The organism is Sphingopyxis sp., from assembly GCF_016463645.1.
Classification (GTDB): domain Bacteria; phylum Pseudomonadota; class Alphaproteobacteria; order Sphingomonadales; family Sphingomonadaceae; genus Sphingopyxis.
Genome location: NZ_JAEMQX010000093.1, coordinates 1 through 14,439, shown reverse-complemented (window position 1 = coordinate 14,439; position 14,439 = coordinate 1). Strand labels below are relative to the sequence as shown.

At 67.3% G+C, this 14,439-nt stretch carries 10 protein-coding genes and 2 pseudogenes; 11 read left to right on the top strand and 1 reads right to left on the bottom strand.

Annotation, left to right across the window (positions count from 1 at the left end):
- The 4 genes and pseudogenes from JHC57_RS16340 to smc all read left to right on the top strand — a co-directional run.
- Positions 1-98 (top strand): annotated as a pseudogene (locus JHC57_RS16340) (DUF721 domain-containing protein); the annotation flags it as partial.
- Positions 99-108: 10 nt separating this feature from the next.
- On the top strand, positions 109-825 hold the full coding sequence (locus tag JHC57_RS16335; RefSeq protein WP_294031280.1) for a thioredoxin domain-containing protein: 717 nt from the start codon (positions 109-111) through the stop codon (positions 823-825).
- A gap of 37 nt (positions 826-862) precedes the next feature.
- Entirely contained in the window at positions 863-1,603 is a 741-nt protein-coding gene (locus JHC57_RS16330) for a thioredoxin domain-containing protein (protein ID WP_294031279.1), read from the top strand.
- Positions 1,604-1,736: 133 nt separating this feature from the next.
- Positions 1,737-5,180 carry a chromosome segregation protein SMC gene (gene smc, locus JHC57_RS16325; RefSeq protein ID WP_294031277.1) on the top strand — a complete coding sequence of 1,148 codons (3,444 nt, stop codon included), beginning with the start codon at positions 1,737-1,739 and terminating at the stop codon, positions 5,178-5,180.
- Positions 5,181-5,183: 3 nt separating this feature from the next.
- Here smc and ubiA read toward each other — a convergent pair whose 3' ends face one another.
- Positions 5,184-6,092 carry a 4-hydroxybenzoate octaprenyltransferase gene (gene ubiA / locus JHC57_RS16320; RefSeq protein ID WP_294031276.1) on the bottom strand — a complete coding sequence of 303 codons (909 nt, stop codon included), beginning with the start codon at positions 6,090-6,092 and terminating at the stop codon, positions 5,184-5,186.
- Positions 6,093-6,348: 256 nt separating this feature from the next.
- Between ubiA and JHC57_RS16315 the strand changes: the two genes are divergently transcribed.
- From JHC57_RS16315 to JHC57_RS16285, 7 genes and pseudogenes are all read left to right on the top strand, one after another.
- Positions 6,349-7,020, top strand: a complete 672-nt coding sequence (locus tag JHC57_RS16315; RefSeq protein WP_294031275.1) for a TadE/TadG family type IV pilus assembly protein — start codon at positions 6,349-6,351, stop codon at positions 7,018-7,020.
- The gene (locus JHC57_RS16310; protein WP_294031274.1) at positions 6,993-7,688 is read left to right on the top strand and encodes a hypothetical protein; all 696 of its coding nucleotides are present in this window, start codon (positions 6,993-6,995) and stop codon (positions 7,686-7,688) included. Before JHC57_RS16315 ends, JHC57_RS16310 begins: the two co-directional genes overlap by 28 nt.
- 101 nt (positions 7,689-7,789) lie before the next feature.
- Positions 7,790-9,574 (top strand): pilus assembly protein TadG-related protein, encoded by a 1,785-nt coding sequence (locus JHC57_RS16305; protein ID WP_294031272.1) that lies wholly within the window; start codon positions 7,790-7,792, stop codon positions 9,572-9,574.
- Between the two features lie 127 nt (positions 9,575-9,701).
- On the top strand, positions 9,702-10,448 hold the full coding sequence (locus tag JHC57_RS16300) for a 16S rRNA (uracil(1498)-N(3))-methyltransferase (protein ID WP_294031271.1): 747 nt from the start codon (positions 9,702-9,704) through the stop codon (positions 10,446-10,448).
- Between the two features lie 158 nt (positions 10,449-10,606).
- Positions 10,607-12,511, top strand: coding sequence for a proprotein convertase P-domain-containing protein (locus JHC57_RS16295; RefSeq protein ID WP_294031270.1), 1,905 nt, complete (start codon positions 10,607-10,609; stop codon positions 12,509-12,511).
- Positions 12,512-12,607: 96 nt separating this feature from the next.
- Positions 12,608-13,981 (top strand): glutamate--cysteine ligase, encoded by a 1,374-nt coding sequence (locus tag JHC57_RS16290; RefSeq protein ID WP_294031282.1) that lies wholly within the window; start codon positions 12,608-12,610, stop codon positions 13,979-13,981.
- Positions 13,982-14,219: 238 nt separating this feature from the next.
- Positions 14,220-14,439: pseudogene (locus JHC57_RS16285) on the top strand (hypothetical protein); the annotation flags it as partial.

Here is a 14,439-nt window from a genome sequence, read left to right as displayed (position 1 = left end):
ACAGCCTGCGCGATATCGGCGACCCGGAACTGCGCACCGTGCTCGAACGCATGGCCGCGGGTCTGGCGACACCGCCCAAGCTTCCCCGTATCAGCTAGGACCCGTATCATGTCCGCTTTCGACGACCCGCTTCTCGATCGCCGCGCAGCGGTGCTGGCCCTTTCGGGCGCCGCGCTCACGCTGATCGCCGCGACGCCGGCCAAACCGACGCTATGGTCGCAGACCGTCACGACGAGCCCGATCGGCGCCTTCGTCGTCGGCAACCCCGACGCCAGGGTAAGGCTCGTCGAATATTTCAGCTACACCTGCCACATCTGCGCCGATTTCGCGAAGGCGGGCTCGCTGCCGCTCAAGACGGGCTATGTCGATCGCGGGTTGGTGCTGTTCGAATATCGCAATCTCGTCCGCGACCCCGTCGACATGACCGCCGCGCTGCTCGCGCGCTGCGGCGGACCCCGGGCGTTCGCGGGCAATCATCAGGCGCTCTTCAATAATTTTCCGGCGCTGATCGCCAAAATCCGGAACGCTACCGAAGCCCAGAAAAAGAGCTGGTTCGAAGGCACCACCGGCGAACGCGCGCGCAAGATCGCCGCCGGCACGGGGCTCACCGCGCTGATGCGCGCGCGCGGCTATACGCAGGCGCAGATCGACGCCGCGCTCGACAGCGAGGTCGCGCAGGCCGAGCTCACCGGCATGACCAATATCGGCCTCAACGCCGATCGCGTCGAGGGCACGCCGAGCTTCTTCGTCAACGGCCGCAACGCCGGCGTCACCGCATGGCCCGCGCTCAAATCGAAACTCGACCTCGCGCTCAAGGCCGCCTAAAAGCCCCGCATTCCCGCCTTTGTGGAGAAAGAAAAAGATGAACGCATCGCTTCGTATCGCCCTCCTGTCCTCGTTCGGCGCGCTCGCGCTTGCCGGCTGTGGCGGCGGCGCCGATGATCCGACCAAGGAACAGGACGTCGTCGCGAAGGTCGCGCCGCCCGCCGGCAAGACCTGGTCGCAGGTCGTGCGCGTCGATGGCGACGGCGTGGTGATGGGCAACCCCGACGCGCCGATCAAACTGGAAGAATTCGGCGCTTTCACCTGCGGCCACTGCGCGAAGTTCGCGCAGGATTCACATGAGGAGCTGAAACGCGACTTCGTCGACACCGGCCGCGTCTCGTACAAGCTGACCCCGTTCATGCTCCATCCGGTCGATGCGATCGCGGGTGCAATCGTCAAATGCACCACCCCCGACCGCTTCTTCCCCCTCGCCGACGCGACCTTCATCGAACATGAGGCGTTCGTCGCCGGTGCGTCGAAGCCGCAGCCGGGGATCGAGGAGGCGATGAAGCTGCCGCCGGCGCAGCGCTTCGGCGCGCTCGCCAAGGGCTGGGGCATCGACCAGTTCTACCAGCAGCGCGGCGTCCCCGCCGCGACGATCCAGCAGTGCCTCGCCAAGGTCGAAAATGTCGAGGCGATCGAAAAGGGCACCAACGCGGGGGTCGAGAAATACCAGATCACCGGCACCCCGACCTTCGTCATCAACGGCCAGGTCGCCGAGGGCATCGCCGCGTGGGGCCCGCTGCGCGATCGCCTGCGCACAATGGGCGCGCGCTGATCTGAAACATCAAGGGGCAGGCAAATCCTGCCCCTTGCGACTCCCCCCGCCACACGGCATGACGGCTGCATGGGGGATATGTGACGACAAGGTTGCAACAGCTCCGATTCGATGAGCTGCACGGGGGCGTTCCGTGCAGATAAAGCGGCTGCGCCTGACCGGTTTCAAATCTTTCGTCGAACCCACCGAACTGCGCATCGAGCCGGGGCTGACCGGCGTCGTCGGTCCCAACGGCTGCGGCAAGTCGAATCTGCTCGAAGCGATCCGCTGGGTGATGGGCGAATCCTCGCCCAAATCGATGCGCGGCGGCGGGATGGAGGATGTGATCTTCGCCGGGACCTCGTCGCGCCCCGCGCGCGACTTCGCCGAGGTCGCGCTCCATTGCGATACCGAGGGCGCGCTCGTTGCGGGGCTTTCGGATTCGAGCGACGGCGACGATCTCGAGGTCATCCGGCGTATCGAACGCGGCGCGGGCAGCGCCTATCGCGCCAACGGCCGCGACGTCCGTGCCAAGGATGTCGCGCTGATCTTCGCCGACGCCGCGACCGGTGCGCACAGCCCGGCGCTCGTCAGCCAGGGCAAGATCGCGAACGTCATCGCCGCCAAGCCGACCGACCGCCGCGCGATGCTCGAGGAGGCCGCGGGCATCGCCGGGCTGCACGTCCGCCGCAAGGATGCCGAACAGAAGCTGCGCGCGACCGAAACCAACCTCGCGCGCCTGTCGGAGATCGTCGCCGACATGGAGGTGCGCGCCAACGCGCTGCGCCGGCAGGCGCGCGCGGCGGAGAAATACAAGAAACTCAGCGACGATATCCGCATCGCCGAGGGGCGGCTGATCTATGCGCGCTGGCGCGACGCCGCCGCCGCCGCCGATCAGGCGCGCCGCGACGCCGACGCCGCCGAGGCGGCGGTGAAGACCGCGCAGGACGAACTCGAAACCATCTCGAAGGCGCAGACCGAGGTCGCGACGCACGTCGCGGCGGCGCGGAGCGATGCGCAGGTGCAGCGCGACGCGCTCGCCGAAGCCACCGCGACGCAGGTCCGCCTGCAGGGCGAGGAGCGCGCCGCGCTCCAGCGGCTCGAGGATCTGGCGACGCAGCAACGGCGCATCGCCGACGACCGCGCGCACGAAGGCGAACTCGCGCGCGAAGCGCATGCCGCGCTGACCGCGCTCGACGCCGAAACGAAATCGCTGGCGCAGGACATCGCCGGACACGACGCGGGCAAGGCCGCGCTCGCCGAAGCCAATCTCGCCGCGCAGGCGCGCCTCCGCGATGCCGAGGTCGCGCTGGCGCAGGCGCGCGCCAAGGCCGCGAGCGAGGCCGCCGACCGCCGCATCGCAGTATCCGCGCGCGATAGCGCCGAGGCAGCCGTGCGCCGCGTCGCAAACGACAAGGCACGCGTCGATGCCGAGGTTGCCGCGCTCGGCGACAGCGCCGCGCTCGCCGCGACGCACGCCGAAAGCGTGAAAGCGGCCGAAGCCGCCGAGGCTGCGATCGGCGCCGCCGAAACCGCGCTGCAGGACGCCGAGGCCGACCGCGAAGCGACCGCCGCGGACCTCGCGGGGATCGAAACGGCGCTCGCCGAAGCGCGCGCCGCGCTCGCGGCGCTCGAAGGCGAGGCGTCGACGCTCGAACGCGCGCTCGCCGCGGCGCGCAGCGACGAGGGCCGCGTCCTCGACCAGCTTCGCGTGAAACCGGGCCATGAAGCCGCGCTCGCCGCCGCGCTCGGCGACGATCTCGATGCGGGGACCGACCGGCAGGCCGCGCGCAGCTGGGGCGGCGCCGATGCGGCGAAGGACGATCCGCCGCTGCCCGCCGGTACCAGGGCGCTCGCCGAATATGTAAAGGCGCCGGCCGCGCTCGCGCGCCGACTCGCGCAGGTCGCGGTGGCCGACACCGATACCGGCCAGCCCCTCGTGGTCGGCCAGCGCCTCGTCACATTGGGGGGCGTGATGCGCCGGTGGGACGGTTTCGTCACGCGCGGCGACGGCGCGACCGCGACCGAGCGGCTGCAACGCCAGAACCGTCTCGACGAACTCGCGGCGCAGCGCCCGCAGGTCGAACTCGGCGTACAGGAGTTTCGCGACCGGCGCGATGCGGCCGCCGCGCGGGCCGCGCAATTGACCGAAGCGGCGGCGACCGCGCGCAAGGCGCTGGCCGCCGCCGACGAAAGCCGCCGCGCGGCCCTCCGCGCCGCCGACAAGGCGCAGGCCGCGCTCGATCGCCACCGCGATGCCGCCGCGCTGTTCGACCGCCGCCTCGCCGAAATCGCCGAGGCCGCGAAGGAAGCCGCCGACACGCTCGCGGCGCAGGAAGCCGCGCTCGCCGCGCTTCCCGACGACAGCATCGCCCGCGCCGCGCTCGACGCCGAGGAGCAGGCGACCGAACGCGCCCGCACCGACGCCACGGCCGCGCGCGATGCGCTGGCGGCGCACGAACGCACGCTCGCGTCGCTCAGCGAACGACAGGCGGTGGTCAGCGCCGAGATCAAGAGCTGGAAAGCCCGCGCGGGCGAGGCCGCACGCCGCGTGACCGAGATGGACAAGCGCGCCGGGACGCTCGCCGACGAAGCCGCGAAGCTCGCCGACGTCCCCGCCAGGCTCGCCGCACAGCGCGCCGCCGCCGAGGCGGAGCAGGCGGCGCTCCGCGACAGGGTCGCCGCCGCCGAGGCGCAGGAACGCGCCGCCGAAGCCGCACTGCGCGAAGCCGAAACCGCGCTGAACGCGATCCGCGAGCGCGTCACCGCGGCGCGCGAAACGCGCGCGGGCGCCGCCGCCCGCTCCGAGAACGCCGAACTCCGCCGCATCGAGATGGGCCGCCTGTCGGGCGAGCGCTTCGAATGCCCGCCGCCGCTGCTGCCGCAAAAGGCCGGCTTCGACGGCGAGAGCGTCGGCGATCCCGATGCCGAATCGGCCGGGCACGACCGGCTGGTTTCCGACCGCGAGCGGCTCGGCCCGGTCAATCTCGTCGCCGCCGACGAGCTCGTCGAACTCGATACCGAGCGCGCGAGGAATGCCGCCGAGATCGAAGAGCTGACGCAGGCCGTGAACCGCCTCCGCGGCTCGATCGGCAGTCTCAACCGCGAGGGTCGCGCGCGACTGCTCGCGGCGTTCGAGGCGGTCAACGCCCATTTCCAGCGGCTGTTCACGACGCTGTTCAACGGCGGGCAGGCGCATCTTGAGCTCGTCGATTCGGACGATCCGCTCGAAGCCGGGCTCGAGATCATGGCGCAGCCGCCGGGCAAGCGCCTCGGCACGCTCACCCTGCTCTCGGGCGGCGAGCAGGCCCTTACGGCAGTGGCGCTGATCTTCGGCCTCTTCCTCACCAATCCCGCGCCGATCTGCGTCCTCGACGAGGTCGACGCGCCCTTGGACGACGCCAATATCGAACGTTTCTGCGACCTGCTCGACCGCATGGCGCGCGAGACGAACACGCGTTACCTGATCGTCACGCACAACGCCGTGACGATGGCGCGCATGCACCGGCTCTTCGGGGTGACGATGATCGAGCGCGGCGTCTCGCGCCTCGTCTCGGTCGACCTCGGCGGCGCCGAGGAACTGCTCGCGGCCGAATAGGCGCTAGGGCGCGCTGCCCACGACCAGCATCGCCGCGAAGACCAGCAGCCCCGCGAAACGGTTGCTGCGGAACTTCGCCAGCGCATCCTCGCCGTTCGCCGGGTCGAGCGTCACCACCTGTCCGGTCAGGTGCACCGCCGCGGGTAACAGCGCGACGAGCGCCAGCGGATCGGGACGCACCGCCCACAGCGCGCCGCCCCAGCCGGCAAGCGCAAGGGCATAACATAGCGCGACCCCGCCCTTCACATGCCGCCCCATCGCGCGCGCGCTCGACTTCACGCCGATCAGCATATCGTCCTCGATGTCCTGCAGCGCATAGATGGTGTCGTAACCGATCACCCACGCGATGCAGCCGGCATAAAGCAGCGGCAGCGCGAGACCTTCCTGCCCGCCGACGGCGACCCAGGCGACGAGCGCCCCCCAGCTGAACACCAGCCCCAACCACGCCTGCGGCCACCAGGTGATGCGCTTCATGAAGGGATAGCCCGCAACGAGGACCAGACTGGTGAGCGCGACGATCTGCGCCGGGCGCGGCAGTTGCAGCAGCACGAGCAGGCCGACGAGCGACAGGAGCAGCGTCCATAGCAGCGCGTTACGCACCGACACCGCCCCGCTCGCGACGGGCCGCGACGCGGTGCGCGCCACCTTCGCATCGAGGTCGCGGTCGACGATATCATTATAGACGCAGCCCGCGCCGCGCATCGCGATCGCCCCGAGCAGCAACCAGAGGAAGAGCGGCCAGTGGCCGACCGCGCCGCCGCCGAGCGCCACCGCCCAGGCGCAAGGCCAGTAAAGCAGCCACCAGCCGATCGGCCGGTCCAACCGCGCGAGCAGCGCATAGGGGCGCGCCGCGGCGGGCAGCAACGCCACGAATCCGTGTAGCTGGCTATCGGGAGGATGGGTGGCAGTCATCGCTGCGCGGGCGATAGCAGGCGCGGCGCGCGCAATAAATGGCTGATTGGATTTTCACGGGCCGGATCGCCCGCCAGCCAGTTTTTTTCGCGGCGAGGCGGCCGCATGGTCACGCCCGAAATCAATGACCTGACCCCGGACCCGTCCCGTTCGGGGACGGACCGATCTTCGCGATCGACCGGCCCGCGCCCCGGAAATCCGTCCATTTACCAAATATGAACGCTGATCGTGGAAAACACCCATAAAGGGGGACCCCATGGCGATTTTGCGCGCTATTGTTCGTGCCCGGAGGGCTGTCGGCTCATTCGGCAAGAATCTGTGGAAAAACCGTGCTGGCACGGCTGCCATGGAGTTCGCCATCGTCGGACCGGCCTTCATCGCGTTCCTGCTCGCGATCCTGTACACGATGCTGATCTACCTCGCACAACAGATGCTTGAGACGACGGCCGAGGGCGCGGGACGCCTGCTCCTGACCGGCTTCGCCCAAACGACGCAGGCCCCCAACGGAACCGTCGGCCTGTCGGCGAGCGACTTCAAGAACGCCATCTGCCATGGCCTTTCCGGCACCAATCCCAGCGGCGAGGCGGTCAGTACGCCCGCGCTGTTGCCGCCGTTGCTCTCATGCTCGCGGCTCACGGTGAATGTTACCACCGCGAGCAGCTACAACGTCGCGAGCGCCACGGCGCCGACGTTCACCTATGACAGCGACGGTGTATTGGTCTCGACCGGCACGGGCTACAATTACCAGTCGAGCGGCAGCGGCAAGAACCGCATCGTCGTCCTGCAACTGATCTATCTGTGGCCGACGGGCAAGGGACCGCTGGGCCTGAACCTGATCAACGAACCCAACGCCAATCGCAAACTCGTGGCCACCTCCGTGTTCACGACGGAGGACTACGCATGCAACGCATCGCAGGCCTCATGCTGAGGCGCTTCACCCGGAACACACGCGGCGCGGTGATAGTCGAATTCGCTTTCGCCTTTCCGGTGCTCGTGCTCATGTACCTCGGCGGGGTTTACCTGTCGGACAGGGTCAGCTGCAGCCGCAAGGTTACCGTCGCGACCCGTTCGCTGGTCGACCTCGTCAGCCGGAGCATGTCTCCCACGATCATTTACAACGACCCGACAAGCGCTGACGCGAAATCGCACATGAGCGCCAGTGCGGTCGTCCTGTCCCCCTATAAACTCGACAACGCGACCGAACAGATTTCGCTGCTCAGGGTCTGCGATGCCACGCGCGCCTATGTCGTCTGGACCCAGGCGCAGACGCAGAATGTCGACGGCAGCGTCGTGACCGCGACGATCCCGAGCCAGACGGCCGGCACGCTCCCCCGGAACCTGGCGCAGTCGACCGGCAATATCGTCCCGATTCCCCGCGACATGATCACCTCCACGATGATCCCGGCTTCGCCGGACGGCTCGAACGTGTGCGAAAACCTTGCTCCGGGTACCAGCACGAAGACCCAGGTCGGGACCGCCGGCGGCTGGTTGTTCATGGGCCAGATCACTTATGATTACATGCCGTTCGTCAGCTATCTCCCGATCGCGGGCACAACGATGACCGACACGATCTACATGGTTCCCCGGCTCTACTAGGTGGATATATTATGACCAGAATATTTCCTCAGCCCGGCTCCGCGGCCGCATGGGTCCGTTTCCTTGGCCGACTGAAATCCGATCAGAAGGGCGGGGTCTTCATGATCCTGGGATTTGCGATCATCCCGCTGACCTTCATCCTCGGCTTCGGGATCGACTACGCGCGGGCCATGAGCCTCCAGACGAAGCTGAACGCCGCGGCCGATGCCGCCGCGCTGGCCGCCGTCGCCCCCTCGATGATCCTGCAGTCGAACAGCCAGTCGACCTCCGCCGCGACCAACATGTTCAATGCGCAGGCTTCGCTGGAGACCGGTTACCGGGATCTGCAGATCACCCCCGTGGTTACGGACGGCACGCCCGGGAGCGGCGGGGCCCTGGGCTATCTGCGCAAGGCGACCGTGAGCTACAGGGCCAAGTCGATCAACATGTTCGGCGGGATTCTGGGGATCGATACCCTGACCGTGAGCGGCACCTCCTCGGCAAGCGCCGCACAGCCGCCCAACGTCGATTTCTATCTGGCGATGGACAATTCGCCCTCGATGCTGCTGCCCTCGACTTCGGATGGCATCACCAAGATTCTCGCGGCGACCAAGCCGGCGAAGCCCGATGGCTGTGCCTTTGCCTGTCATGCGATGATTCCCCGAAGCGACGGAATCAACATCAAGGACACGAACGGCCGCGAGGTGCTGCTCTCGACCGGATATTATACCGCCGGTTCCGGCAAACAGAATGTCTGGTACCGTTACAAAAGAAATTCGCCCGCCGAGCTCTTCGACAGCACAGGCAACACCATGCACGCGTCATCGACGGTGACTGGGCCAACGACGACGAACGGAAAGAACGGAGACAAGCGCGTCGATCAGTATACCCAAACCGTGACGGCCACCAAATATACGATCACGAACGACGACAATACCGGCCCGGTCACGATCAACAAGGTCGTGACGAAGACGCCCACCACCTATACGATCACGTACAAGGCCGATGGCTCGATAAACAAGACGACGGGTACTCAGGGCACTGTCGCTACGGACACCACCACCCATGATACCGGATATTGGGCCGATGGCTATTGGATCACCCACAACTACGGGCTGATCTATGGCAGCCCCGCGAAAATTGTCCTGCGCAAGGACGACGTCGTTTCGGCGGCATCGCAGCTTATCCCGTTCGCTTCCAATCAGGCCAGCCAATATCATGTGACCTACCGGGCGCAGATGTTTTCGTTCGACTGGACGCGAGCTGGCAAGTCTTCGCCCGTCACGCAGCTCAATGATCTGATAAACGTCAATTCTTACGGCGGCGGCTTTTCGGCAGCCACCATATTCCCGGCAGACGATTATTGGTGGAAGAATTCGCAGCCCGCCAAGGGCACCAACAATGATGACAAGGCCACGGATATGGGCGGCATGCTCACGGAGATGAACAATATCATTCCCACCGCGGGAACGGGGGCGCCCGGGGCGCCGCCGCAGAAAATCCTGTTCATCATCACCGACGGCATGCTCGACCAGCCGAACGGGAGCGGCGGCCGCTATTTCGGGCCGATGCGGGATGCCGCGAACCAGGAAAACGCCAAATGCACGGCGATCAAGGCCAAGGGCATCAAGATAGCGATCCTCTATACGCAATATCTGCCCGAATCGCTTGTCGGCGACAGCTGGTCCCAATCGAATATCGCCCCGTTCCTGCCCGCACCGCCCTCCACCTATCCGCGCGGCAATGCGGGGAATTCCGATCAGGTCCTCACGGCGCTGGAGAGATGCGCGTCGGTCGGCACCAACGGCGCGCCGCTGGTCCAGACCGTGACCGCCGACGACAATATTACCACGGCGCTTCAGCAGCTGTTCTCCACGGCGCTTCAGACCGCCAGACTGGTCCAGTAATATTGCCGGGCGCGCCCGGTGCCGGCTTCGATCATGACGCGATATCGTCATCACGGATATGATCGGAGAGGCACCGGGCGGGCGGGCAAGGGATGCACAGGATAGCGCCTTCTGCTATCGACCCCGCATGCCCGCGACTCCTGCCTGGCCACCTGCCAGTACGCCCCGCCTGTTCCTCGACCTGCCGCTGGGAACCGATGCGACGCCCGTGATCGACGGCGGCGCGGCGCACTATCTGCTCGGCGTCATGCGGATGAAGGCGGGCGACCCGGTACTGCTGTTCGACAACCGGAGCGGTGAATGGCTGGCGGTGGTCGCCGGGACCGCGAAGCGTTCGCTGACGCTGCGCGTCGAGCGACAGACGCGCGAACTCGAACAGGTTCCCGATCTCTGGCTCTGCTTCGCACCGGTCAAGAAGGCGCGGCTCGACTGGATCATCGAAAAGGCGACCGAACTCGGCGTCGCGCGGCTCCAGCCGGTGATCACCGAACGCACGATCGTCGAGCGCGTCAAAAGCGAGCGGCTCGAAGCGCAGATCATCGAGGCGTGCGAGCAGTGCGGGCGCACCGCGCTCCCGACGCTCGCCCAGCCGGTGAAGCTGCCCCGATTGCTGGAGGACTGGCCGGCGGAGCGCGCGCTGCTGTTCGCCGACGAAGCGGGCGGCGTGCCGCTCTCCCGTGTCGATGCGCCGGCGCCCGCCGCGATCCTGACCGGCCCCGAAGGCGGCTTCACCGACCGCGAACGCGAAATGCTGGTCGCACATGCCGCCGTTCGCCGCATCGCGCTCGGCCCGCGCATCCTGCGCGCCGAAACCGCCGCGATCGCGGCCACCGGCCTGTGGATGGCGCAGCATGGCGACTGGTCGGCCGACTAGCCGATTCTGTCCCGTCACCGCACAGAATCTCCGCAGGATCGCCGGTTTTAACCCGATATTAGCCATGCACCTTTCATAGAGGTGCCATGCAACGGCGGGACCAGAGCCGATACCGCTGGCGTGGGGGCCAGTGTCTGCAGTCCATGCGAGCATGTCTCATGCTCGTCTGGCTGGCATTGACGCTTGCCGGCAATCCCGCCGCCGCGCAGACCAGCTACAGCAACACGACCACCGGCACGATCAGCGAAAGCGCGACGGCATGCACCGGCCCGATGGTGCGAAATTTCACCGTCGCCGCCAATGCGCAGGTCACCGACGTGAATATCGGCGTCCAGTTCACGCACACATACCGCGGCGACGTCCGCGCGACCCTGGTGTCGCCGGGCGGCACGGTGGTCAATCTGATCACCAATGTCGGCGCGTCGGCGAACAATCTGAACGTCCTGTTCGACGACAGCGCGGCGGCGAGCATCTCGACGCACACGGCGAACGACAACACCGCCGCGGCGCCGCCCTATCAGCGCAGCTTCCGCCCCGAAGGATCGCTCGCCGGCTTCAACGGCCAGGGGAGCGCCGGAACGTGGCAACTCACGATCTGCGATTCGCTGAACGGCGACAGCGGCAGTTTCGCGCGAGCGCATCTCTATCTGACGACGGTACCGCTCTCGCCCCATGCCGACCTGTCGCTGACCAAGTCGGTCAGCAACGCCGCGCCCGCGTCCGGCGCGAGCATCGCCTATGTGCTGAGCGTCACCAACGCGAGCGGATCGACGCTCACCGCGACCGGCGTCACGGTGCAGGACACGCTGCCCGCGGGTTTCAGCTTTACCGGCGCCTCGGGTTTCGGCAGCTACGACAGCGCGACCGGCGTCTGGACCGTCGGGAGCATTCCGGCGGGAACGACGCGGACGCTGACGATCAGCGGCACCGTCGCCGCGACCGCGGGCGCAAGCGTGACCAATATTGCGCAGATCGGCGCATCCTCGGCCTTCGATCCCGATTCGACGCCCGGAAACGACGCGGCGGGCGAGGATGATCAGGACAGCGCGACCTTCACCGTGTCGGGCACGCGCGTCGCGGGCACCCCGCCGGCCCTCGTCTGCCCGGTCGGGATCACCGTGCACGACTGGGACGGCGTGAGCTGGCCCGCAGGCACCACCAGCGGCAGTCACGTGCTGACCGCGATCGGCACCGCGAGCGTCGGCATCGCCGTCAGCGGCGGCAGCTTCCTCGGCAACGCGACCTACGGCGGCCAGTCGCCGACGCGGCAGAATGTCGTGACCGGCGGCCTGTCCCCCGCGCAATTTTCGATCTTCGAACTCGTCGACTTCACCAGCCAGGCGGGCGTCGTCACCTCGACGATCACCCTGCCGACCGCGGTTCCGGGGGCGCAGTTCCGGCTGTTCGACGTCGATTACAACGCCGGGCAATTCGCCGACCGCGTGACCGTCACGGGAAGCTACAACGGCACCACCGTCTATCCGGTCCTTACCAACGGCGTCGCCAACCATGTGATCGGCAACAGCGCCTATGGCGATGCGCTGTCGGCCGACACCAGCGCCGACGGCACCGTCACCGTCACCTTCAACACGCCGGTCGACCGCATCGTCATCGAATATGGCAGCCATGGCCTCGCTCCCGCCAATCCGGGGCAGCAGGGCATGGCGATCCACGACATCAGCTTCTGCCGCCCGACCGCCAATCTCGCCATCGCCAAGACGGGCAGCGTCGTGAGCGACCCGGTTAACGGCACCGCCGATCCGAAGGCGATCCCCGGCGCGACGATGCGTTATTGCATCCTCGTCACGAACAATGGCAGCGGTACAGCGACCGGCATCGCCATCGCCGATCCGCTGCCCCCCGCCACGACCTTCATTCCCGGATCGCTCCGCAGCGGGACGAGCTGCGCGGGCGCGACGACGGTCGAGGACGACGATGCCGGCGGCGCCGACGAAAGCGACCCCTTCGGCGCGTCGATCGCCGGCTCGACCGTCGCCGCGACGACCCCCGCGCTCACGCCGGCCAGCGCCATGGCGATCGCGTTCGACGTGACGGTCAACTGATACGCGAACGCGCCGGCCAGCGTCTGCCCGCGCGCCGCGGACAGGCCATCGCCAACAGCCGATTGCATTCTGTACCGAACCGTCTAAATGCGCGAAATGAGCACGCGCACCGCCTCGGACAGCAACGATCCCATCGTCGAAAGCCGCGATCAGCTCGCGGCCCCCATGATCAAGGGCGAAAAGCCGAAGGACCGCTGGCGGATCGGCACCGAGCACGAGAAATTCGTCTATCGCACCGCCGATCATCGCGCGCCCTCCTATGACGAACCCGGCGGCATCCACGACCTGTTGATGGCGCTCACCCGCTTCGGCTGGGAACCCGTGATCGAGGGCGGCAAGGTGATCGCGCTCGCGGGCGGCGACGGCACCGTCAGCCTCGAACCCGCGGGCCAGCTCGAACTCTCGGGCGCGCCGCTCGAAAATCTCCACCAGACCTGCGCCGAGACCGGCCGCCACCTCAAACAGGTGAAGGAGGTCGGCGCCGAACTCGGGCTCGGATTCCTCGGCCTCGGCATGTGGCCGGACAAGACGCGCGCCGAACTGCCGATCATGCCCAAGGGCCGCTACAGGATCATGCTCGACCACATGCCGCGCGTCGGCAGCATGGGGCTCGACATGATGCTGCGCACCTGCACGATCCAGACCAACCTCGACTATTCGAGCGAGGCCGACATGGTGCAGAAATTCCGCGTTTCACTCGCACTGCAGCCGCTCGCGACCGCGCTCTTCGCCAGCTCGCCCTTCACCGAGGGCAAGCCCAACGGCTATATGTCGTACCGCAGCCATATCTGGACCGACACCGACCCCGCGCGCACCGGCATGCTGCCCTTCGTGTTCGAGCAGGGCTTCGGCTACGAACGCTACGTCGATTACATGCTCGACGTGCCGATGTATTTCGTCTTCCGCGACGGCAAATATATCGACGCCGCGGGGCAGAGCTTCCGCGACTTCCTCAAGGGCGAGCTGCCCGCATTGCCCGGCGAGAAACCGCATCTCTCCGACTGGAACGACCATCTCTCCACCGCCTTCCCCGAAGTGCGTCTGAAGAGTTTCCTCGAAATGCGCGGCGCCGACGGCGGGCCGTGGAACCGCATCTGCGCGCTTCCCGCCCTGTGGGTCGGCCTCCTCTACGATCAGGGCGCACTCGATGCCGCCTGGGATCTGGTCAAGGGCTGGAGCATCGAGGAGCAGCAGGCGCTCCGCGACGCGGTCCCGAGCGAGGGGCTCGACGCCCCCGCGCCCGGCGGCGGCACCGTGGGGCAGCTCGCGCACCGCGTCCTCGACATCGCCGCCGCGGGCCTCGCGGCGCGCGGCCAGGTCAATTCGATGGGCGACAACGAGGTCGGCTTCCTCGAACCGCTCCGCCGCATCGCGCAGAGCGGCAAGTCGCCCGCGCACGACCTGCTCGACCGCTACGAAGGCCCGTGGGGCGGCGATCTGTCGAAGATTTACGACGAACTCAGCTTTTAGGCATGGCGTCGGTTTAGGGGTGGGAAGCCGCCTTCGCCGCCTTCGCCTCCTTCCCCTTCGTCATCCCGGACTTGATCCGGGATCCACCGCAGCGCTGAATTCATGGACCCCGGATCAAGTCCGGGGTGACGATGATGGCCAGGTCAGCTTCCGGTCGAAATAGGGCGCCCGCCCTCTTTCCTACAATTCACCCATATGGTTTGTTATTTTGATTTCTCTAAACCAAAAGGATGAATCGATGGATGACTCCCCGCACGATCCCGCGCATATCCCCGCCCCCGGCAGCTATCACTGGACACCGACGCTCCAGCGCGAGTTTCTCGAGCATCTGGCCGCGACGGGGTCGGTGAAGATCGCCGCGGTGCGGGTGAGCATGTCGCCGTCCGCGGTCTATCAGCTTCGCCAGCGGCCCGAGGGCGCGGCGTTCCGGCTCGGCTGCGCCGCCGCGGTGCTGATCG

What these genes read in the sequence shown, in the direction of transcription:
- JHC57_RS16335 (WP_294031280.1), top strand. Translation starts at nt 109, where the DNA reads ATGTCCGCTTTCGACGACCCGCTTCTCGATCGCCGCGCAGCGGTGCTG.
- ubiA (WP_294031276.1), bottom strand. Translation starts at nt 6,092, where the DNA reads ATGACTGCCACCCATCCTCCCGATAGCCAGCTACACGGATTCGTGGCG.
- JHC57_RS16300 (WP_294031271.1), top strand. Translation starts at nt 9,702, where the DNA reads ATGCCCGCGACTCCTGCCTGGCCACCTGCCAGTACGCCCCGCCTGTTC.
- JHC57_RS16315 (WP_294031275.1), top strand. Translation starts at nt 6,349, where the DNA reads ATGGCGATTTTGCGCGCTATTGTTCGTGCCCGGAGGGCTGTCGGCTCA.
- JHC57_RS16295 (WP_294031270.1), top strand. Translation starts at nt 10,607, where the DNA reads ATGCTCGTCTGGCTGGCATTGACGCTTGCCGGCAATCCCGCCGCCGCG.
- JHC57_RS16290 (WP_294031282.1), top strand. Translation starts at nt 12,608, where the DNA reads ATGAGCACGCGCACCGCCTCGGACAGCAACGATCCCATCGTCGAAAGC.
- JHC57_RS16305 (WP_294031272.1), top strand. Translation starts at nt 7,790, where the DNA reads ATGATCCTGGGATTTGCGATCATCCCGCTGACCTTCATCCTCGGCTTC.
- JHC57_RS16330 (WP_294031279.1), top strand. Translation starts at nt 863, where the DNA reads ATGAACGCATCGCTTCGTATCGCCCTCCTGTCCTCGTTCGGCGCGCTC.
- JHC57_RS16310 (WP_294031274.1), top strand. Translation starts at nt 6,993, where the DNA reads ATGCAACGCATCGCAGGCCTCATGCTGAGGCGCTTCACCCGGAACACA.